Genomic DNA, 22139 nt, shown 5'->3' on the forward strand with positions numbered 1-22139 from the left:
CACTCACGATGGACCAGACCTCCCGCCCCAACGAAGCCGGCACCACCGACTGGGCCGACAAGCATTATCTGCTGGTCGACGATTTTGTCGGCATCCGCATCCTGCTGCGTGAATCGCTGCGCAACCTGGGTGCCCGCCATATCGACCAGGCTGCCAGCGGCAGCGAAGCGATGAAGCTGCTGGCCAAGACGCGCTACGACGTGGTGCTGTGCGACTACAACCTGGGTGAAGGCAAGAACGGCCAGCAAGTGCTGGAAGAGACGCGCGTGCGCAACCTGACGGCGCCGTCCAGCGTGTGGCTGATGGTGTCGGCCGAGAAAAGCGTGGAGTCGGTGATGGGCGCAGCCGAGCACCAGCCCGACGCCTACCTGATCAAGCCGATCACCGAAGGCGTGCTGCTGACGCGATTGAACCGCGTGTGGCATAAAAAACAGGTGTTTCGCGAGATCGACCAGGCCTGCCTGGAAAAGGATTACCTGCGCGCGGCCAAACTCTGCGACGCGCAGATCGCACAGAACAAGCTGCACGAACTCGATTTGCTGCGCATGAAGGCCAGCCTGCTGCTGAAAAGCGGCGAGCCGGAAAAGGCGCGCGCCATCTATGAAAAAGTGCTGGCCGAGCGCGACTACAGCTGGGCCCGGGCGGGGCTGGGCAAGATACGCATGAATAACGGCGAACACGAAGCGGCACGGCAGATATTCCAGGGCGTGATCGTCGAAAACCGCTATTACATCGACGCCTACGACCAGATGGCGGTGGCCTACCAGTTGATGGGCCAGCATGAAGAGGCCTGCGGCGTACTGGAAAAAGCGGCGCGGCTGTCGCCCAATTCGGTGCCACGCCAGCGCAACCTGGGCCAGGCGGCGCTGAAGATCGGCAATGTCGGCCTGGCCGAAAAGGCGTTTCGCAAATGCGTGGCGATCGGCGAATTTTCCGTGATGAAGACGGCAGACGCCTATCTTGGCCTGGCGCGCGTGTGCGGCCTGAAGAAAGAGGCAAAAGAAGCGCTGCTGTGGCTGATGCTGGCGCGGCGCGAGTTTCCACCCGAAGAGATCGGCCTGCGCGCCAAGATCACCGAGGGCATGGTGCACCATGAAACGGGCGATTACCGGCACGCGCGCAAATGTGGCGACGAACTCGAGGCGATGCTGCTGGAAGACCCGGCGCGGCCCGACAAGGCCGTTTGCATGGAACTGGCCACCTTGCTGTTTGCCGTCGGCGTGAAGGACGCGCCGGCCAATTTGCTGTGCTACGTGGTGAAGAACAACCACGACAACCAGGTGGTGCAGGATGAAGTGCAGAAAATCTTCGACAAGGCCAAGATGGGCGACGAAGGCACCAGCCTGATCATTGCCTCGCGCAAGGAAGCGTCGGACCTGATGAACAAGGGCGTGCTGCTGTGGAAGACCGACAAGCTGGACGAGGCGGTGGCGTGGATGCGCGCGGCGCGCGACAAGCTGCCGAACAACCTGCGCATTCTGTTCAACTCGGCGCAGATCATTGTTTCCTGCTTGCAGCAGCGTGGCTATCACGCGGAGCTGGCGGCGGAAGCCATCGACGTCTTGCTGTATGTAGACAAAATTGCACCAGGCCAGCAGCGCTTTGCGCAACTGATGGAGCAGTTGATGCAGCTGACACCGGCAGCGCCTGCGGAAGGCGAAGCGGCCGCGCCGGTGGTGGAAAAGGTAGCGCCGGTGCCCGAAAAAGCCGTAAAAAACATGCGCGGGCGTGCCGGATGATAAACTACGCGCCAGCGTGGTGCAGGCAACAGCCTGCTCCGTGCTGGAGTTGCTTTACAACAATAAGGAAGAAACTATGCGTGATGTGGTCAATGAAGTCTACAAAAAAATGAAGGTCGGCAGCATCGCCTGGGTACGCCCGGTCGCCGCCAAGGGAGACACACTGGAAACTTTCCAGTCCTCGTACGAGCACGCCAAGGCGCTGGCCGACGAAGGCTTGATCACGATCGGCGACGTCAAGCGCCAGGACGACAATATGATCGAGGCGATCCGCATTCATCGTATCGCCTGATCCATCGCATGACCGGGTTCGCCGCGCGAACTTTGAAATACTTGGGTCAGACCCTAATTCCGTTCAGTTAAGCTGTCTAATGCATTGAATGCGTAAGGCGTAAAAACCTAGAAACGGCGGGCCGGAGACGCGAGCCCGAGAAAACGCCGATGGCTGCGTTGCAGCTTCTAGCCGTACTAGCGTACTGTCGTCGTCGCTGCGCCTTGCCCTCGACATTTTTCGGACCCGCTTGGCCCGATAGGCCTGTGCGGGAGACTGGCGCCTCAATCCGTTTTGCCGGTTTACTGGCAGTGTAGGGGCACTAACTGAACGGCATTAGGCTCAGACCCTCAATGCCGCCAACTCGGAGGCTTGAGCTGACGGTCGTGGGGGTCTGACCCTGACTGTTCAGAAGAATCCCTTACAGCTTGCCTTTGGGGGCCGCGCGTTTGGCCGGTGCCCTGGCCTTGACTGGCGCCTTGGTCCTGGTGGCCGTTTCCGCCGCAGCTGGCTTGGCGCGTGGCTTGGGCTTGGCCGCAGCGTCTGGTTTGTCCTTGGCCGGCTCCGGCGTCATGGCGGTCGACACCGCCTGCTTGAACTGATCCTGCAGCAAATTCCACCAGGCCGCTGGATTGGCCAGCTGGGCCGCCGGGTCGGCCGCCGGGCTCGCTTGCTGGGCTGGCGCCGCTGGCGCTTCCTGTGGCGGCGGTGGTGGCGGTGGCGCTTTCTCGGCCGGCTTGGCCGCTGGTGGCGTCTGCTGGAAGAAGGCTGAAGCGTAAGGCACGGAATCGAACAGATTTTTCTCGCTGGCGCCCGGCTGCGTGATGGCGGCGGCCATTGAGGCCCCCATCGATTTCAGTGTGGCAATGGTGCCGCGCTGCACTTCCAGCGCCTGGATGCTGCCACGCAGCATGCTGATATTCAGGTTCAGCCACGCTTCGACGGCTTTCAGATCACTGATTTTCTTGTCCAGTTCTTCGACCGACATGCTGGGCGCTGTCATGCCGGGAACACCCATGCCAGGCACGCTCATGCTGCCCCACAGGTTCTTGACGAAGTCGAGCGTATCGGTCATTGCTGCTGCGCCCGGAATAGGGGGCATTTGCGGATTTGCCATGCGAGAGTCTCCTGGTAGGTCGATGGTCCTAGCGTAGCAGATATCAGCTTGCTGCTGACGAAATCACGGTGACATTTTTCGCCGTCATTTTCAGGCAATCGCGAGGATGTTGATCTGCAGCAAGAAAGCGCATATCGGGTGCAGGCGTTACACTAGAGGCCATGACGTCCGCCTCTTTTTTCGTGCCGCCGCGCCGCCGCACCGTGCTCTTTGTCGCCGTAATCGGCGTGCTGCATGTGCTTGCGCTGCACTGGCTGGGCGGGCAGGCGGGCAGGGCGCCCGTGCACGAGCAGGCGCAGCTGGTCAGCCTGGCCATCGTGCCCGACGTGCCGTCTCCCCAGGCTGAGCCGGCAGCGCCGGTGCCCTTGCCGCCACCGCCCGCGCCGCCAATACCGGCCTTGCCGGTGATCGATTTGCCGCAAGTGGTTGTGCCCGATGCGCCCTTGCCGCTGCAGGTTGCGCCACCGCCATCGTCCATGCCGGAAAGCCCGGCGCCGGCGTTGGCGCAATTGCCGGCCATGGCGCCGGCTGCTGAAACCGCTGCGCCAGCGCCGCCACCGGTGGTGGAGCAAGTGCGGCGCTACAAGACCAATGTGCCCGCGTCGGCCGAATTCGACCTGCAGGTGGACCGCCGCGATGCCGATGGTACCAAGTGGACGGGCGTGGCGGCCATGTCGTGGCAGAATAAGGGTGACAGTTATCGCTTGAACCTGGAAGTGGGCCTGAGCATGCTGATTACCCGCATCAACCTGCTGGTGCTGAGCAGCGAAGGAGCGATCGACGCCACCGGCGTGGTGCCCATCAAGGCGACGGAAAAGCGCCGCGGCCGCGCACAAACGGCCACGCATTTCGATGCAGCCGGCAAGACCATCCGCTTTTCCGCCACTACCGCCACCGCGCCCTGGCAGGAAGGGGCGCAAGACAAAGCCAGTCTGCCGTTCCAGCTGGCCGCCATCGGCCGCGCCGACGTCAATCAGCTGGCCGGCAATATCGACATCCTGGTCGGCGAAGAGAAGGAAGCGACCGTGTTCCGCTTCCAGTTGGTCGGCGAGGAAACGCTGGACACCAGCATGGGCCGCTTGCAGACCTGGCATCTGCGTCGGCCGCCCAAGCGGGGCAGCTATTCGTCGCAGCTCGATATCTGGCTGGCGCCGTCGCTGCAATGGTATCCGGTACAAATACGCAATACAGAAGCGAACGGCGCGCTCACCACGCAGACCGTTTCCAAAATCACTGTGACAGGATCATGAGATGACTTTTACATCCCCCAAGCATTTACTTGCCGCCGGCCTGCTGGCCGCCACTTTTTCGTCCGCGATCGCCGCCAGCGACGCTGACGAACATCCCGTTATCAAGCGCCCCTTCCAGCTGGCGCCATCAGCCGACCTGGTGTATTCGATCAAGGCCAAACAGAAGGGCATCTCGCTGTCCGGCGAGTCCGTCAGCAACTGGCGCGCCGGCGACGGCAAGTATTCGCTGCTGGCCGAAACGAAAGCGTCCCTGTTCGGCAAGATCCTCGAGCAGCGCAGCGACGGCACGGTCGATGAATATGGCCTGGCGCCAGCCCAATTCGTGGAAAAACGCTTCCGCAAGGCGGCGGTCACCACCACCTTCAAGCGCGACAGCAAGACCATAGTTTTCAGCGAAGGCGACAAAAGCTATGCGCTCAAGGGCGGCGAGCAAGACCGCAACAGCGCCGTCTGGCAGCTGACGGCCGTGGCCCGCGCCGCGCCTGAAAAATTCGTGCCCGGCTCCCAGTGGGCTTTCTTTGTGGCCGGCCGCCACGACGCCGAGCCGTGGATCTTCAAGGTTGTCAAGCAGGAGATCATCGGCACCGGCCAGGGCCTGGTGGAAGCCGTGCACCTGACCAAGGCGCCGCCGACCGACAAGAAGGGCCAGCAAGTGGACCTGTGGCTGTCGCCGTCGCTGGACTGGTATCCGGTCAAGGTGACGTTCGAGGATGAGGACGGCGATTATGTGGAGCAGACTTTGCAGAGAATCACCAAGAAGTAAGCGCTGTTGCATTTGTGGCCAGCGCTGCCTGGCCCGGCCTGCCATCGGTCAAATTGCATATCAGAACTGATATACTGACGCCCCCGCCCCGCAGCGTCCTCCTGGCCCGCTGCGCCGCCCGCTGAACACTCATCCGGAATAGAATGATTGAAATAATGGCAAGTGCAGCCGTGGCTGCGGATGCAAATCAGACCGAGCAGGAGCACCACGATTCCTTGCAAGCGCATTTCCAGCCGAATATTTCGGCTGACGAGATCGAACAAGTCTTTCATCTGAAACGCGCGCAGCCCCTGCTGCAGGTGTTTACGGCGCTGTTCCACGGCGGTTTCGACGGCGTGCTGGTACGCCTGCTGGTGCTGCGCGAACTGGCGGCCGACGCCGCCACCTCGTCCTACACGCGCGCCGATATCAATACGCGCCTGGCCTACCTGTTGCCGGAAAGCCTGGAAACGGTGCTGCTGCGCCTGCGCAGCAACCAGCTGCTGGCCTGGGATGCGCAGCAAGGGGTGTATCGCGTGACGCCGATGGCCCGCAATGTGTTGTCCGCCATCGACAGCCTGCTGGGCCTGGGACAAACCGAAGACGAAGCCGAGATGGGCTTTCTGCTGTCACAGGTGGCCGGTGCGCAAGCCGTTGGCGGTGTGTCTGTGGAGCAATTGCAACATCTGCTGGGCCGCCTGGTCGACCTGACGGACGAGTTTTCCGACGCCATCGCCTCCGGTTCCGAGTTCCGTCTGCGCACGGCGCAGGCGAAATGGAATATGGCTTGCGACTGGGTTGAAAAAGGCTCCGAGATCCTGGTGGCGATCACGTCGGACGAAAACGCCGACGGCGCCACGCACAAGGCGGCCCAAGCCATTGGCCGCGCGCAAAGCAAATTGCTGAACATGCAGGGCATGTTCTCGCGTGCGCTGAACCAGATCGAGCGCCAGCGCGTGCACCTGGGCCAGTCGGGCCTGTCGACTACCGACATCAAGCGCTGGCTGCTGCAGCACGAAGACCTGGCCAGCCTGGCCGAAGGCGCCATCGACCAGCCGGTGGTGCCGCTGTTTGCCACGCCGGCCGAAATGATCGACGTGGCCGAAACGGAATTGCTGTCCGAACGTGCGGCCGGCGTGGCCCAGACCGGCCTGCCGAGCGGCGAAGACGCCCCCACCACCATCAGCGACGGACCTGCCATGCAACTCGAACTCGATGACCTTTTGGAGCGCTTATCGAACTTTGCCAGCCTGGGCAACTTCCCCAGCATCGGTGAAGAAGGGCCAAAGTCGGTGCCGGTGCAGGATTCGCTGCTGCCGGCCAGCTTTGCCGTGGCGTCGTACCGCGCCTCGATGCTGCCGCTTTTGGGCGATGTGTCCGAAGCGAGCTTGCAGGGCGCGACGGCCGAACTGGCCCGGCTGCCGATCACCTTTACGCCGACCGACGAGATGGTCCAATTGAACGACCCGCATGTGGCGGCCATGTCGATCGCCTCGTTGTCACTGAATATATCCCTTGATTTAGATAGCAGCCCTGCCGATGAATGACGATTCCCAAATCCTGATTGCGCGCCTGCTCACGCATCAGACCCTGCGCCGCGACGACAAGCTGGTCAAGCGCGTGCTGTCGGACGAACTGTTCCGCGCCGAGATCGATGCGCGCCTGCTGGCCTGCGGCCTGAAACTGCTCGACAACGTGTATGCCGACCATGTCACGCTGGCCCTGTCGCGCACCATCGAGCCGAAAATTTTCGGCGCGCGCGACGTGTGGCAGAACAATAATTTTGGCCTGGCGCGCGATGGCGTGGCCCTGCTGGTTGTGCTGTGGGCGCAGATCATTTTGCCCAAGCGCGAACGCCAGGAAACCCACCAGCACGCGGACGACGACCAGAATGACATGTTCGGCACCGACAAGCCGCTGCCGCGCGCGGAAGACGCCTCGATCGGTATCGCTTACAAGGCCCTGTTGGCCGACTTCGGCGACAAGCTGGGCAAGAAAACGCGCATGGACATGAACCTGGGCACGCTGGCCAAGCTGGGCTTTATCGAGCGGCGCGGCGACTTTATCGTCGAAGGCCCCTTGCTGGACCTGATGATGGATACCGATGTCCTGAAAGAGCGCATCATCAATGGCGCGCTGGCCGACGTCTTCAAGCGCGCGCCGTCGCGGCTGGTCGCGCTGGGCCTGGAAGACGACCTGCTCGCTGGCAGCGGCGACGAGCCTGCGCCCGAACTCCCACACTGAAAGCAGCCATGTTTCATATCAAATCACTTGAACTGGTGCACTGGGATTACTGGCAGCGCATCAAGAATATTCCGCTCGACGCCAAGATCATCACGATTGCCGGCCAGAACGGTTCCGGCAAGACCACCTTGCTCGACGCGCTGCGCACCCTGTTCGGCCTCGACTGTTCGATGGGCCGCACCTACAAACATTATGCGCGCCACTCGGGCCAGCAGACGGCCTGGCTGCGCGCCGTGGTCGACAACCGCAATGTGGGCAAGCAATTGTCGAACCGGCCGTTTCGCAGTTCGGGCTTTTTCAGCGATGATGAAGTCACGCTGTTCTGCCAGATACAGAAAAACGGCGGCGACTGGAAGCGCCAGTACCTGATGCGTCCGGGTAATGTGCAGATCGAAGATATTTCCGACGCGAATGACTGGCTCGGCGTGGAAAACTACCGCAAGCGCCTGGCCAATGCCGGCCTGTCGCCGGCCATGTCGAAAGTGCTGGCACTGGAGCAGGGCGAGACCGACAAATTATGCGAATACGCGCCGCGCCAGTTGCTTGACCTGGTATTCCAGGTGTTCGGTGACAAGGAAGTGCTGGACGCCTACGACGAAGCCAAGCGCCACCAGCGCGACACGGAAGTGGAACTGAAGCGTTTCGAAACGGAACTGGAAGCGTCGAAAACCAACCTGGAAGGTTTGCGCCTGCGCGTGGCCAACTACCATCAGTGGGAAAGCCTGCACAAGGAGCGCCGCAACCTGCTCGAGGAAGTGCTACCCAGCCTGCAGTACCACGAGGCGCGCGAAAAAGCAGCCGCCGCCAGCCGGCAATTGCGCGATGCGCGCAAACCGATGGTGCTGAACGATCCGCTGTTGATGGATAAGCGCAATGCCCTGGCGGCGCAGGCGAAAGCCCTGTCCGATGCGCAGATGAACGAAACCTTGCTGGAACAGGAATCGATCGGCCTGCAGAGCCGCCTCGGGATGATCAACGCGAAGCTCAAACCGCTCGACAGCCTGCTGGAACAGAAAGAGCGCCTGCAAAAGCTGGCGGCCGATTCGGGCAGCGATATCGCCGCCGTGGCCGCCCAGCTGGAACAGCAGGAAGCGGCCTTGCTGGCTCAGCGCCAGCAGCGCGACGCGCTGTCGGCACGGATTGCCGGCGAGCAGGCGACGATCGCCGCGCTGCAGGGCAAGACCGCCATGCCGGAGCCGGACAATGTACGCGGCATGCGCCGTGCGCTGCGCGACGCGGGCATCGGCCACGCCATGCTGTCCGATATCGTCGAAGTGACTGACAGCCGCTGGCAGGGCGCCGTCGAAGGCGTGCTCGGTGGTTATGCCTCGGTGGTGCTGCTGGACAAGGCCAAGGACGGCCCGGCCGCCTACCGCCTGGCCGAAAAAGAACGCTATCGCCACTTTATCGTGCCCGAGCTGGTCACCGCGCCCACCACCAAGGACGACAGCCTGCTGGCGGTGGTGAAGTTTTCCGCACCGGTGCCAAACTGGCTGATCGAACAGCTGTCGCGCATTACGCGTGTCGACTCGGTCGAAGCCGGTTTCAAACTGGGCAACCATGACGAGTGGATCACGCCCGAGGCCTATCACCGCGAACGCCGTGGCGGCCGCTCGCTATTTGTCGAAGCATCGCGCTACCGCTTCGGCCAGGCCGGCCGCAGCGGCCGCCTGGAAGCGCTGCTGCGCTCGCTGCCTGGCCTGGAAGCACAGGAAGATACGCTGACATTGGGTATCTCGAAACTGGCGGCCGAAGTGGGTGCCTTGAAAGCGCGTATCGCCGGCGTCGACGCGGCCAAGGAACTCAGTGCCCGCCAGGAAGAATTTGCCGAAGCACTGCGCAATATGAAACCGCTCAAGGAAGAACGGCTGGAGGTAGGTGGGCGCCTGGGCGAATTGCAGAACCTGACCAAGAACGCGACTGTCGCGCGCACCCGCGCCGACACCGTCTGGCAGAACGCGCGCCAGGCCCTGGCGGAAGCGGAAGCCGGTTCGCGCCTGGGCTACAAGAAACAGATCGAACAGCGCGCCGACCATGCGCGCGCCCTGCTGGCGCTGCGCCGCGCCTGGCGCCACTTGCCGCGTAGCTGGCGCCGCCCGGCACGCCGCGCCGCGCTGGTGGCCGAACACCAGAATGCGCACCAGGTCGACCTTCGCGTGGCCAGCCTGCAAAACAGCCTGGCGCGCGACGACTGGGAACTCGATGCCACCGTGATCGACCAGCATCACCGGCTGTCCGAGCAACTCAATGGGCGCCAGTCGGAAACCGATGAACGCCGCTACCAGAACAACCGCGCCATCGAAGCGACCGGCAACGCGCGCGGCGCCTATATGGAGCGGCTGCGCTACACCATCAAGACCTACAGCAAGAACATCAAGGAGCTGGGCGAGCTGGCCGGCATCGAAGTGCATGCCGATCCGGTGCGCCTGGAAAACGACGACGTGCAACTGTCGCAGGCGGGCCTGCATGTGCGCTTCAAGTTCGACGGCAAGGGCATTATCGGCATGAACGATGGTGAAGCGTCAGGCGGCCAGCAGGTGATGAAGTCGCTGGTACTGCTGATCGGCTTGCTGAAATCGGAAGGCGGTTCGGGCGGCTTCGTGTTTATCGACGAACCGTTTGCCCACCTCGATATCCGCAATATCCAGCTGGTCGGCGAGTTCCTGAAAAACACCGAAGCACAGTACCTGATGACCACGCCGCTGACGCACAATACCGACGTCTACGATCCATCCGAACTGACTTTGATTACCAGCAAAAAGAAAAAGGACATGCAATGGGCGCAACCGATTTTCGTACTGCAGCGGCGCCAGGAACCGGCCGCCGGCAAGCAGGCTTGATCAAGCTCGCTTTGGTGCTGGCGCTGGCTGCATCAGTGCCGGCGATGGCCAATGACGGCATCGGCTCGGTCAGCGCCGGCGGCATTGTCGTCGGCAAGACCGACGCCGTGGCGATGAAAAAGGAAGTGCTGACCGTCAGCCCGGACCTGATCAAGGTCGAATACGAATTCCTCAACGAATCGGCCAGCGACGTCGAAGAGACGATCTTCTTCCCGCTGCCCGCCTACGAGGCCGGCTACCATCCGTCACCCACTTATTACGGCCAGCCGCAGCAGTTTTCGATCGAGGTTGACGGCAAGCGCCGCGACTACCAGACCATGGTTGCGGCGCTAATCGGTGGCAAGGATGTGACGGCGCGCCTGAAAGCGCTGGGCCTGTCCGAGGCGCAGATCGCCTACTTCCCCTTGTTCACATTGTTCGACAAGAAGGTCGCACCACTCACTGCCACGCAGCAAAAAGCCATGATAGGCGAAGGTTTGCTGGCCAAGCTGTACGATGAGGAAAGCTGGGTGCCTGCCTGGAGCGTGAAGATCAGCTATGTGTGGCAGCAGAAATTTCCGGCCGGTAAAACGGTACGCGTGCGCCATCAATATGCGCCGTTCGTGGCGGCTGGCCCGGGTGCGTCCTACCTGGGCGATGGCAACGATTTCGAGAAAAAATACTGCGGCGACAAAGCCTTCTATGCGAGCTGGAACAAGCTCGCCAGGAAGCAGGGCGAGAGTGGCTTCGTCAATGCCAGATGGGTCTCGTACATTTTGAAGACTGGCAACACCTGGAAAAACGGCATTGAAGACTTTACCCTGAACCTGGTCAAGGGCAAGCCGGACGAACTGATCAGCCTGTGCTTCCCCGGTACGTTTACCAAGATCAATCCGACCACCTTGCAGGTCAAGCTGCGCAATTTCCGTCCCAAGCAGAATCTCGAGGTGTATTTCGGCAATGTCGAAGGCATGTCCGAAAATACCGGCGAGGCGCCTGTCTTGCGCGGCAGTTATCAGCTGAAGAAATAGCCGATGCGGATTACTCCACGCTTGCCAAAGGCTTGCTGCGCTGGCGCCAGCGCAGCAGGCCCCATGCATAGGCGGCGTAGTAGCCGGTGACCATGCCATAGGCGGCCATGGTCAGCGGGCTCTGGCCGAACGGGGGCGGCGGCACCGGCACGTCGAGGCGCGTGTTCAGGTAGATCTCCATGCCGCGGTACAGCAGGCGGGCGATAAACAGCATGGTAACGGCCAGGCCCAAGTAGCGGTGCTGGGTGAAATAATAATCCTTGCCGACCTGTTCGAAGCGCGTCAGCCTGATGCCCAGCACGCCCAGCCAGCCGCCGGCCAGCACGCCGGCGCCCAGGCTCGACAGCGGCAGGATCTCGAATTTTGTCGTTGTCGCCAGGAACACGATCAGCGCGGGCACGCCGAACGCCACCAGGCGGTGCCGCCACAGCTGCGACTTCTGGCGCGCCACCAGTTTTTTCAGGCGCGAATAAATGCGCCAGACCAGCAGCGGGGCCAGGCACAGCAGGGCAAGGGTGGTGGTTTCCATGGATGATAAGCAAGCGGTAAAACAACGATTGTAAGCCAGATCGCCATGGCCATGGCCGGTGATGAAATGTTGCTTATTGACATTTTGATGGCAGGTCAGCACTATGCCCTGTCCCGGTGCGCCGTCACGAGCGCGCGCGCTGGTCCACAGCCTCTCTTTATCGACCCTCATTGGAGCGCCATGTCCCCCCGTTTTCCCTTGCTGCCTGTTACCGTTGGCCTGATTGCCGCTTCCTCCATGGCCACCGCCCAGCCAAGCGGCTATCAACAGCCACCGGCCGCCCTGCAAGCCATCGTCGACGCGCCGCACGCGCCCACCCTGAGCCTGAGCCCGAAGCGCAACCTGGCTGCCATGCTACCGACGCCATCCTTGCCGAGCATCAGCGAAGTGGCGCAGCCCGAGCTGAAACTGGCTGGCCTGCGCATCAACCCGCGCACTTATTCGGCAAGCCGCTTCAGTTTTTACACGGGGCTGGGCCTGCTCGACATCGATACGCAAAAAGAATTCAAGGTCAGTGGCCTGCCAGCCTCGCCGCGTATTGCCGACCTGGCCTGGTCGCCCGATCAGCGCTACCTGGCGTTCAGCAATGTGGTGTATGCCGATGCCGGCAAGGGTATCAAGGAGTCCGGCGTGGAACTGTGGCTGCTCGACGTGCAGAGCAAGCTTGCGCGCAAGTTGTCGAGCCAGCCTTTGTCGGGCGTGTCCGGCCGCGGTTTTTCGTGGATGCCAGACAGCAAGACCTTGCTGGTGCAGCTGAAACCGGCCAAGCTGGGCGCGCCACCTGCCGTGAACGGCATTCCGACCGGCCCGGCCATCCAGGACAGCCTGCCCGGCGGCGCCGTCAAGCAATTGCGCACCTATCCCGACCTGCTGAAAAATGAGCAGGACGCGCAGCTGTTCGAACACTACATCACGGTGCAACTGGCCTTGCTGGACGTTACCGGCAAGCAGCGCCTGGTGGGCCAGCCAGCAGCGTTTTCGCGCGCCACCGTGGCGCCGGGCGGCAAGTTTCTGCTGACGGAGACCATCGAGCGCCCGTATTCGTATATCGTGCCGGCGCGCGACTTCGGCAGCAAGATCGAAGTGCGCGACCTGGCGGGCAAGGTGGTACATGTGGTGGCCACCCTGCCGCTGGAAGAAGGCCTGCCACCAGGCAATGACGCCGTCTCGCCCGGCGTGCGCAATGTCAGCTGGCGCGTCGATGCGCCAGCTACTTTGGTGTGGGCCGAAGCGCAGGACGGCGGCGACCCTGCCAGGAGCGCCGAGATCCGCGATATTGTCTATACCCAGGCCGCGCCGTTTACAGCCAAGCCGGCCGTGCTGGCCAGGCTCGCCACGCGCTACAGCGGCATTGCCTGGGGTCGTGGCGACCTGGCCCTGTTGAGCGAAGCGTGGTACAAGACGCGCGCCGTCAAGCAGTGGCGCATTTACCCGGACCAACTCGCCGACCAGAGCGCTGACCTGATCTATGAAGGCTCGTTCGAAGACCGCTACAACGATCCCGGCCAGCCCGTGATGCGGCCCGATGCGGCCGGCTTGCCGCGCATCCAGATCGGGCTGGACAACACCATCCTGCTCGACGGCGCCGGCGCCTCGAAGGACGGCGACCGCCCCTTTATCGACCGCCTGAACCTGGTGACGAAGAAAAAGGAACGCCTGTTCCAGAGCGCCGCACCGTACTATGAAAACGTGGTGGCCGTGCTGGACGAAGACGGCGGCCGTTTCCTGTCGACGCGCGAGTCGCCGACCGAGCAGCCGAACTACTATGTGCGCAATCTGAAACCGGGCGCCACCGCGTTGACGCCGCTGACGCATTTCCCGCATCCGCTGCCGCAACTGAAAGACGTGCAGAAAGAGCTGATACGCTACAAGCGCGCCGACGGCGTCGACCTGACGGCGACCCTGATGCTGCCGCCGAACTATGACGCCAAGCGCGACGGACCGCTGCCAACCCTGATGTGGGCCTACCCGCAGGAATTCAAGACGGCCAGCGCCGCCAGCCAGACCAAGGGCTCGCCGTACAAATTCAATGCCGTCAGCTACTGGGGCCCGGCCGCCTTCCTGTCGATGGGCTACGCCGTGCTCGACAATCCGTCCTTCCCCATCGTCGGCAATGGCGAACAGGAGCCGAACGACACCTATCTGCCGCAACTGGTGGCGGACGCCGAAGCGGCTGTCGACGAAGTAGTGCGCCGTGGCGTGGCCGACCGTGACCGCATCGCCATCGGCGGGCATTCCTACGGCGCCTTCATGACCGGCAACCTGCTGGCCCATACGCGGCTGTTTCGTGCCGGCATTGCCCGCAGCGGCGCCTACAACCGCACCCTGACGCCGTTCGGCTTCCAGTCCGAAGACCGGCCGTTCTGGCAGGCGCAGACGGTGTACCAGGCCATGTCGCCATTTAATTATGCCGACAAGATCAAGGATGCGCTGCTGATGATCCATGGCGAGCAGGACAACAACTCGGGCACCTTCCCGATCCAGAGCGAGCGCATGTTCCAGGCCATCAAGGGCCTGGGCGGCACGGCCCGCCTGGTGATGCTGCCCAACGAAAGCCACGCCTACCGCGCGCGCGAATCGATCATGCACATGCTGTATGAAAGCAACAACTGGCTGGAAAAATACGTGAAAAACGCCCCTCCGCGCACGCCAGTGGCGGCCAAAAGCGGCCAATAAGGCGTGAGTGCGGGCATCTCGTGGTATGGTCGTTCTTTGTCTTCAGGCAAAGCGCCGCCACGGATGCCTGTTGCGCCTGATTTTCACCGTAGCGTATTTCGTCAGAAAGGCTGTTCCAGATGGCAGTAATCAAGGAAAACTACACCCGCAAAGTCAGCGGGGAATCGTTCGACTATGAACTCGAGTACACGCCCGGCAGCGACGTCGGCTGGATCGCCCGCGTCTACCACGATGGTGTATTGAAAGGCTCGCCGCACGGCGCGCTGACGGCCAATGTGCTGTCCGGCCCCGCGCTGGAACAGTATCTGCGCGCGTATGTCGAAGGCATGATCGAGCGCGGGCTCGATGTCGCCGAGTAAGCGGTAGAAAACAGCAGCAACAGAAAAGGGCGCCGAGGCGCCCTTTGTGTTTTCAGCTACAGCATGCGGTCAATCAAACGCCCACGTATACAAGATGTCCAGCGCATTGTTGGTGCCGGTCTGGAACTGCAGGGTAAAGCGGCGGTTCAGCTTGTAGCGCAGCTTGACCAGGCTCGACGCCGTGCTGGCGCCTTGCTCGAACGTCAGGTAGGCGCGCGAGGACAGGCGCTTGCCGACCGTGACGACGGTGCTTTCCAGGCCGGCCGCTTGCGACAGGCCCACTTCATCGAGGCCCAGCGAGCTGGCCAGCTTGCCTTGCATGCCGCCGCCCGAGCCGCCGAAGAGGGCGCCTGCGGCCGTGGTCAACAGGGCCATCTCATCGCCGGCCGCCGTTTCCGCGCCGTGGCCCAGGATCAGCCAGGCCAGCTTGTCGCTGTCCGACACGTTCGGCGTCGACACCAGCTTGGCTGTTGGCGCCTGCGCCGTGCCGCGTACTTCCACGCCCGCTTCCACATTGGTTTCCGACAGCGCTTCGCCTTCCGGACGCTTGCGCACGGCCAGGATATTGAGCGAAGGATTGTCGTAGGCGCCCGTAAAATTGATCACACCCCGGTCGATCGACAGCTTCTGTCCATACGCCGCATACAGGCCGTTGTTGACGCGGATGCTGCCGGTGACGCGCGGCGCATTGCGGTTCTGCACGCGGGCGCGGATATTGCCGGCCAGGTTGGCATCGATGCCCATGCCGCGCAGGTGGAAGGCGTTGCCAAGATCAAACTCCACGTCAACATTCAGGGGCAGTTCGGGCGCCCCCTTGGTGGCGCGGCTGTTCTTGCCCAGCACCACCACGTCATCGCTTTGCGTCGGCGTGCCTTCCGGCGCCAGTTCGATCAGCGCGCGGTTGGCCTTGAACTTGCCTTCCAGGCTGAACAGCTTGTCGCTGCGCAGCACGGTGGCGTTGCCCGACAGGATCAGGGTGCGGTCCGGACGCGACAGCGCCGTCAGGCGGTCAGCCAGCAATTTCAGTTCCATCGTCGCTTCGCCATTCGCAAAGCGTACCCAGCCATCGAGCTGCGCCTTGCCGTTGCCGCCGTCAAAGCTCAGGCGCTGCAGTTGCAGCTGGTCGCCGGCCAGTTTCGCCTGCAGCACGCCATTGCGCAGTTTCAGGCCTTGCTCGGCCCAGTTGACCACCAGGCCGGTGCCGGCGATATCGCCGTTCAGCGATGGCGCGCCGATGGTGCCGCTACCGGTCAGCGCCACTTTCAGGGCGCCGCCCAGTTCCAGTCCAGGCTGGCCGGCCAGTGGCGCCACCCACGCCAGCGAGGCGATATTGGTCGTGCCCGTCAGGCTGAGCGCACTGCTGTTGCTGATGCGTCCGCCCAGCATTTGCACGGTGGCGTTGATATCGCTCTGGCCGGCGCGCGTGCCGTCCAGTTTCACGGCCAGGCGCAATTGCTGATTGGCGACATCAACCCGCGCGTCCAGCGTGCGCAGGCCCAGGGTCAGTGGCTGGTCAACGCCGACTGTCACGTCGCCTTTTTCACGGAACACGTGCAGCATGCCGGCCAGCGCCGGTTCTTTCTGGCTGGCGGTGGCGGCCTGCATGTCGAGCGACCATTGCGCGCCCAGGGTCAGGTCGCCACGCGCGTTTTCGCGCAGGGCAGGCGCAAACTGCGCCAGGTAGTTCAAGGCCACGCCGGTAGCCTGGCCGGCGCTGGTCCAGCGCGGGCCATTCTTGGCCAGGCTTTGCATGGTGATGCTGCCGGCTGGCAGCTTGATGACGGTATTGCCCACGCTGATCTGGTCAGGATTGGCTAGCCCGGCCACGCCGCCGCCGGCGGGGCCTGCAACCTTGACCGGCACCGGTGCTTGCAGGGCCAAGGCATAGCGGCCCTTGTTCTGCAGGCTGTCGATGCTGCCGGTCCAGCTGGCGCCGCTCTGGCTGCCCCTGGCGGCAATGGTGGCGTCGAAGTCGTCATTGCGCGCCGCCAGATTGATCGTGTGGCTGCCACGCGTGCCGGTGCTGGCCAGGCGGGCGGTGGCCAGCTTGAAAGTGGGCGTGCTGTAGCCGGTGATTTCCAGGGTGCCCGCTACCGGGTCCTGCGCACCCTGGCCGGAGCCGACGCTGGCGCTGCCCTTGATGACCTGCAGGCGCTGGTCGCCGAAGAAGGTCAGGTTGTTGCCGTCCAGGCTCAGTTGTGCGGCAGCCGCGTCCATCTTGCCCGAGACCACGCCTGACGCATGCAGCACGCCGCCAAATTGCGGGCCCAGAGTGGCCAACTGCGGCGCATCGAGTTTCCAGTTCAGCTTGTCGGTAGCGCCGCCCAGCGCACCCTTGGCGACCAGGCTGTTCGGGCCCAGGCGCAGTTCCACGTCGGCGTTGTCGACGCGTTTTGCTGTCGCTGTCAGCCTGGCGTAGCCTGCCAGTGGCGCATTCTGCAGCGTCGATTCGCGCAGCGCCAGGTTCAACGCCATGCGCCAGTCCGCGCTCAGATTGCCGCTGCCGTTGAAGTCCGCATTGATATTGCCAACAGGCAAGTCACCAAACGCTGCCGGGTTGAGCTTTTGCACCGTGCCTGCCATTTTTACTTCCGGCGACTGCTTCGGCCCCGTCAGGCCGATGTCGCCGCTGGCGTGGATCACGCTGTCGGGCGCCGGGCGCTTGCTGCTGGACAAGCCCAGGCCTTTCGCATCGGCCACGAAGGTGGTGCGCGGCTCTTTCATCGTGCCTTGCACCACGCCGCTGGCCAATATCGCGCCGACCAGGTTGCCCTGCACGGCAGACAATTGCCGCGCATCGACATTCCAGTTCAGTTTTTCGCCGGCGCCGCCAAAGTTGCCCTTGGCCGCGATGGTGTTCTTGCCCAGCGCCAGCTGCACGTCGATGCCGCTGAAGTGCTGCGCATCGGCCGTCAGCTTGCCCTTGCCCGACAAAGGCTGGTCGAGCAGCTTGCTGGGGCGTACCGTGAAGTCGGCGTTGGCCAGCCACTGCGGCGCAGGGGAGCCATTAATGCGGCCATTCGCGCGGATGTCGAGGTTCAGGTCGGCGACGGGAAAGGCGCCAAAGTCGGCCGGGTTCAGGCGGCTGGTGGTGGCGACGGCCTTGAACGGCTGATCGTCCTTCAGGCTGAGCTGGCCGGTGGCGTTGATGCTGCTTTTGCCCGCTTGCAAGGTGGCTTTGCTCAGACTCACCAGCGAATCGGCCAGGCTTGCTTCCAGGTCCAGGCGCAGCTTGGCTTCGCCCAGTTTGGCGCGCACGGTCTGCGTCTTGCCGTCGCTGTCGAGCGTGATGTCGCCGGCGATGCTGGTGCTGTTGATGCTGCTGTAGATTTGCTGCAGGTCGATCTTGTCGGTATGCAGCGCCACTTTCGCCTGGCCGATGCCGGCGTCGGGCGCGTCGCGGTCGATCTTGCCGCTACCGGTGAATTTGCCGGCCTTGCCGAAGTCGATGATGGCGGAATCGAGGGTGGTAGCCGTCAGCGTGCCGCCAAGGCGCGCGTCGAATTGACGTAGCGGCAGCTTTTGCTGGTCCAGCGGGCCCGGCGTGGCATGGTTCACGATGGCCAGCTTGCCCGACACACTTTGATTGGAGCCGATGGCCGCGTCCAGCTCCAGGCTCAGATCGGCCTGTGGCAAGGTCGCATCGAACTTGCCCGGATTGATATTGCTGCCCTTGACCTTGGCCGAGCGCAGGATGATCACGGGGTCGAACGGCGCCAGCGCCAGTTGCGCGTCGGCCGTGGCCGGTCCGGCGCTGCCCTTGGCAGTGATGTTCAGCAGGTTCAGGTCGCCACCGAGCGCCAGGTTCAGGGCCGCCGGTTTTTCGCCGGCCGGTGCCACCGCCTGGGTCAGGCTGGCCGTGCCCTTGAGTTTGAACGGCTTCACGGCAGCGATGGTGGCGTCGGCTTTCGCCAGGCCAAACGGCGTCACGCCCGACGCTTCTTTCAGCTGCCATTCGGTCTTGTCACCGGACAAGGCAAAGCGGATCTTTTCAAATACGGTATTGCCGGCGTCGCCGATCAGGGTGACCTTGTCGAGGCGCGCTTCGCTGATGGCGATCTTGAATGGCGAGGCCAGGCTGTCGGGCATGGTCGACGGCTCGTCGGACTTGGCCAGCGTCTGTACGGTCAGGCTGGTGACATGCAGTTCGGAAATCGCGATGCCTTCCGAAAAATACTGGAACGGTGACCAGTTGATGTCGATATTGTCGGCCGTGATGTGCTGCGTCTTGTTGCGGTAGCTGACATGGCCCAGGTGCATGCGGTCATACAGCGAGCCGGACACGCCGGACACTTCAATTTCGCCGCCGCTGGCGCTGGCCACTTTCTGTACCAGCAGTTGCAGGGTCGATTCGCGCCCCAGGAACCAGTAGGCGCCGCCCAGCAGCACGGCCAGGCTGGCGACGGCGATCAACAGGTAGCGCGGCCAGCGCCGTTTCTTGAGCGCAGGCGGTGGTGGTGGCGAGGCGGAGGAGGACTCGTTGGTAAGATCGGACATCAGAAAGTGAATCCCAGAGAAAAGTGCAAACGGTAAGCTTGAACAGCGTGGCCATACGCCACGTCGACATTGATGGGGCCGACGGGGCTCTTGTAGCGCCCGCCCAGGCCATAGCCTGATTTCAGTTCCAGTGCATCCTTGAAACTGTCGGCCGCATTGCCGGCGTCATAGAAGGCGGCAATCGCCCATTTGGGCTTGAACCAGTACTGGTATTCGGCGCTGGCGGTAGCCAGGTAGCGCCCGCCGACAATCGCGTCGCCTTCCCTGACGCCCAGTTCCTGGTAGGCATAGCCGCGCACAGACTGGTCGCCGCCGGCGCGGAACAGGTAGACAGCAGGCACGCCTTGTTTCTCTTTCGAGCCCAGTGCGCCCATTTCGCCGCGCACGATCAGCTCGCCTTTTTCACCGAGCGGCTTGTAATACACGCCCTTGCCGGACACGCGCACGAAGCGCTCGTCGGTCAGCACCGGCAGCAGCGCGCCGCCGACCTGGGCGTTGATCACATAGCCCTTGGTAGGGAACAGCAGGCTGTCGAGGCTGCGCTTGGTAATGGCATAGGTCAGCGGCAAGCTCTTGCTGCGCGTCTGTTCCAGGCCGACCACGGTTTTATCTTCACTCAGGAATTCGAACGTCAGGCTGCGTTCCAGATTGGTGCCGCCCCAGTTGCGCTTGGCGGCAATCGTCGATACGGCCGTAATTTCGTTGGAAATATCGCTGCGCTCGAACGAGGCGCCGATGCTGTCGTTGTAGCCGCGCTCGGTGGTGGGGAAGTAGAAATTGGTGTGCGCCGCCTGCTTCTTGGTTTCCATCGTGATCGCGCTCTTGAAGCGCGTGCCCCAGACATTCAGGTTGTCATAGTTGAGCTGGGCACGATTTCCCGTATTGGTACTGAAACCGATACCGGCGCTGACATTCTGCTGCTTGTTTTCCGTCACGCGCACGACCAGTGGCAGTTGCGGCGCGGGGCCATGCTGACCCTGGGCGCTGGCCACGCTTTCGCCTTCCTGTACTGCCTGGCCCGCCTCGATCTGCTCGCCGAGGATGCTGCTCATGTCGGCGCTTACTTCCACGCTGGCAAAGTAGCCGGTGTCCTGCAGGCGCGCCTGGTACAGCTGCAGCGCCGATTCGCTGTAGTACTCTCCCGGGGTGATCTTGTTCAGGTTGCGGATAATGCTCGCATCGTAGCGTTTCAGGCCTTCGATGCGCAGCTCGCCAAAGCGCAGCTCGGGGCCGCTGCTGAGGATCACCAGCAGCGACACCTTGTGCGTTTCCGGATCGACTACCGCTTGCGTATCGACCAGTTGGGCGCGCGGGTAGCGTGTCTGCACCACTTCGCGCAGCAGCGCGCGCTTGGCCGACTCCCATTCGGCCTGGCGGAAGGTGGCGCCCGTTTTCAGGGGCCAGCTGCGTTTCAGGCCTTCAGTATCGAATGGCACGCTGGCCGCCAGTGGCGGGGTTGCGTCGAAACCGCGCAGTTCCAGTTCGACCTTGTCGATCACCACCGCTTCACCCGGCTCGACATTGACCGTCACCACGGGCCGGCTGCCGCCCATGTCGACATTCACCGTGACGACGGGGGTATAGAAGCCGGCCGTGGCGACCAGGTTTTTTACTTGCTCGGGCGCATCGCGCACCAGGCGCTGCAACTGTTCGCGGTCCATGCGCGGATTGCCGCGAAAGCGTTCCAGGTCGAGATTTTTTTCCAGCAGCTCTTCCAGGTCGCCCGGTGCATTGACGCGCACATCATATTGCAGCGCGGGGGCGACCGGTGTGGTGTCGGCAACTGGCTCGGCGACAGCGTCCTGCGCGACGGGCACGGCAGCTGGCAGCTCGTCCTGTGCGCGCGCATGGGCCATGGGAAAGGCCAGCATGGCGCTGCCGGCAGCAGCCAATGTCAGTTGTCCCATCACTTTTGTCAGCAGTTGTGCCAAAATTCGTGGTTGTATCGACTTGCCGGTGGCTGTAAGCCTTAGGGGACGTGCAGAAAACATGGTGCTCCAGATAAGTGTATGGCCGGTAAATGCCGACCGTATGTTACCGGAATAGGGGAAGCGATGGCGTACGAATAAGGCTCGCTGGCGGCAGTTTCCTGCGCCCAACACAGCTTGGTCAAGCTTGTAACCAATTGAGAAAGAATATTATGTTAGCAACTGATACGGCACTGGTGCTGTTTAGCGGTGGCCAGGATTCCACCACCTGCCTGGCCTGGGCCCTGGAACACTATAGTCGTGTGGAAACTATCGGCTTTGATTACGGCCAGCGCCATGCGATCGAGCTGACCGTGCGCCCGGGCCTGCTGGCCAAAATGCGCGAGCACTCGCCGCAGTGGCGCGACCGTCTTGGCGACGATCACATGATCGACCTGTCGCTGATATCGGCCATTTCCGACACTGCGATGACGCAGGACGTGGAAATCGTGATGCAGGAAAACGGCTTGCCAAACACCTTTGTTCCTGGCCGCAACCTGCTGTTCATGACGGTGGCGGCCACCGTGGCCTATCGCCGCGGCCTGACGGTGCTGGTGGGCGGCATGTGCGAAACGGATTTCTCGGGCTACCCCGACTGCCGCGATGACACCATGAAGGCGCTGCAGGTGGCCCTGAACCTGGGCATGGCCACCCGCCTGAAGCTGGAAACGCCGCTGATGTGGCTGGACAAGGCGCAAAGCTGGGACCTGGCGGAAAGCCTCGGTGGCAAGGCCCTGGTCGACCTGATCCGCAGCGACACGCATACCTGCTACCTGGGCGAACGGGGCCAGCTGCATGACTGGGGCTATGGCTGCGGGACCTGCCCGGCCTGCGCGCTGCGCGCCAATGGATACCGGCAGTATGCCGCTGCCAGGGCCGGACTGGCGGTGCCCTGACG

Annotated in this window: 15 protein-coding genes; 11 read left to right on the forward strand and 4 right to left on the reverse strand. The window is 62.8% G+C overall.

Going from position 1 to position 22139, the window contains the following annotated elements; translation table 11 throughout:
- Positions 1-8: 8 nt before the first annotated feature.
- Together ACQ4WM_RS10250 and ACQ4WM_RS10255 are read left to right on the forward strand one after the other, a co-directional pair.
- The gene (locus ACQ4WM_RS10250; protein WP_436546559.1) at positions 9-1739 is read left to right on the forward strand and encodes a response regulator; all 1731 of its coding nucleotides are present in this window, start codon (positions 9-11) and stop codon (positions 1737-1739) included.
- A gap of 76 nt (positions 1740-1815) precedes the next feature.
- Positions 1816-2031 carry a hypothetical protein gene (locus tag ACQ4WM_RS10255; RefSeq protein ID WP_436546560.1) on the forward strand — a complete coding sequence of 72 codons (216 nt, stop codon included), beginning with the start codon at positions 1816-1818 and terminating at the stop codon, positions 2029-2031.
- A gap of 400 nt (positions 2032-2431) precedes the next feature.
- On the opposite strand, the gene ACQ4WM_RS10260 is transcribed toward ACQ4WM_RS10255, so the two are convergent.
- Positions 2432-3127 carry a PhaM family polyhydroxyalkanoate granule multifunctional regulatory protein gene (locus tag ACQ4WM_RS10260; protein ID WP_436546561.1) on the reverse strand — a complete coding sequence of 232 codons (696 nt, stop codon included), beginning with the start codon at positions 3125-3127 and terminating at the stop codon, positions 2432-2434.
- Between the two features lie 161 nt (positions 3128-3288).
- On the opposite strand from ACQ4WM_RS10260, the gene ACQ4WM_RS10265 reads away from it, so the two are divergent.
- The 6 genes from ACQ4WM_RS10265 (at position 3289) to ACQ4WM_RS10290 (ending at position 11213) form a co-directional block, all read left to right on the forward strand.
- The gene (locus ACQ4WM_RS10265) at positions 3289-4377 is read left to right on the forward strand and encodes a DUF3108 domain-containing protein (protein ID WP_436546562.1); all 1089 of its coding nucleotides are present in this window, start codon (positions 3289-3291) and stop codon (positions 4375-4377) included.
- A gap of 1 nt (position 4378) precedes the next feature.
- The gene (locus tag ACQ4WM_RS10270) at positions 4379-5140 is read left to right on the forward strand and encodes a DUF3108 domain-containing protein (RefSeq protein WP_436546563.1); all 762 of its coding nucleotides are present in this window, start codon (positions 4379-4381) and stop codon (positions 5138-5140) included.
- Between the two features lie 155 nt (positions 5141-5295).
- Complete coding sequence (locus ACQ4WM_RS10275; protein ID WP_436546564.1) at positions 5296-6666, forward strand: hypothetical protein; 1371 nt, start codon at positions 5296-5298, stop codon at positions 6664-6666.
- Positions 6659-7363, forward strand: a complete 705-nt coding sequence (locus tag ACQ4WM_RS10280) for a hypothetical protein (RefSeq protein WP_436546565.1) — start codon at positions 6659-6661, stop codon at positions 7361-7363. Before ACQ4WM_RS10275 ends, ACQ4WM_RS10280 begins: the two co-directional genes overlap by 8 nt.
- A gap of 8 nt (positions 7364-7371) precedes the next feature.
- Positions 7372-10203 (forward strand): ATP-binding protein, encoded by a 2832-nt coding sequence (locus ACQ4WM_RS10285; RefSeq protein ID WP_436546566.1) that lies wholly within the window; start codon positions 7372-7374, stop codon positions 10201-10203.
- Complete coding sequence (locus ACQ4WM_RS10290; RefSeq protein WP_436546567.1) at positions 10140-11213, forward strand: DUF4424 family protein; 1074 nt, start codon at positions 10140-10142, stop codon at positions 11211-11213. The genes ACQ4WM_RS10285 and ACQ4WM_RS10290 overlap by 64 nt, the downstream gene beginning before the upstream one ends.
- 10 nt (positions 11214-11223) lie before the next feature.
- Here the strand turns inward: ACQ4WM_RS10290 and ACQ4WM_RS10295 are convergent, their stop codons facing one another.
- Positions 11224-11742 (reverse strand): CcdC protein domain-containing protein, encoded by a 519-nt coding sequence (locus ACQ4WM_RS10295; RefSeq protein ID WP_436546568.1) that lies wholly within the window; start codon positions 11740-11742, stop codon positions 11224-11226.
- Positions 11743-11922: 180 nt separating this feature from the next.
- On the opposite strand from ACQ4WM_RS10295, the gene ACQ4WM_RS10300 reads away from it, so the two are divergent.
- Together ACQ4WM_RS10300 and ACQ4WM_RS10305 are read left to right on the forward strand one after the other, a co-directional pair.
- Positions 11923-14418, forward strand: a complete 2496-nt coding sequence (locus tag ACQ4WM_RS10300) for an alpha/beta hydrolase family protein (protein ID WP_436546569.1) — start codon at positions 11923-11925, stop codon at positions 14416-14418.
- Positions 14419-14537: 119 nt separating this feature from the next.
- Positions 14538-14777, forward strand: coding sequence for a hypothetical protein (locus tag ACQ4WM_RS10305; RefSeq protein WP_436546570.1), 240 nt, complete (start codon positions 14538-14540; stop codon positions 14775-14777).
- Between the two features lie 69 nt (positions 14778-14846).
- Here the strand turns inward: ACQ4WM_RS10305 and ACQ4WM_RS10310 are convergent, their stop codons facing one another.
- Positions 14847-19274 carry a translocation/assembly module TamB domain-containing protein gene (locus ACQ4WM_RS10310; protein ID WP_436546571.1) on the reverse strand — a complete coding sequence of 1476 codons (4428 nt, stop codon included), beginning with the start codon at positions 19272-19274 and terminating at the stop codon, positions 14847-14849.
- Positions 19274-21181, reverse strand: a complete 1908-nt coding sequence (locus ACQ4WM_RS10315; protein ID WP_436546572.1) for an autotransporter assembly complex protein TamA — start codon at positions 21179-21181, stop codon at positions 19274-19276. Before ACQ4WM_RS10315 ends, ACQ4WM_RS10310 begins: the two co-directional genes overlap by 1 nt.
- A 233-nt stretch (positions 21182-21414) precedes the next feature.
- On the opposite strand from ACQ4WM_RS10315, the gene queC reads away from it, so the two are divergent.
- Positions 21415-22137 (forward strand): 7-cyano-7-deazaguanine synthase QueC, encoded by a 723-nt coding sequence (queC, locus tag ACQ4WM_RS10320; protein WP_436546573.1) that lies wholly within the window; start codon positions 21415-21417, stop codon positions 22135-22137.
- The last annotated feature ends 2 nt before the right edge of the window (positions 22138-22139 follow it).

The sequence above is a fragment of the Janthinobacterium longum genome, from assembly GCF_051380735.1.
Lineage (GTDB): Bacteria > Pseudomonadota > Gammaproteobacteria > Burkholderiales > Burkholderiaceae_D > Janthinobacterium.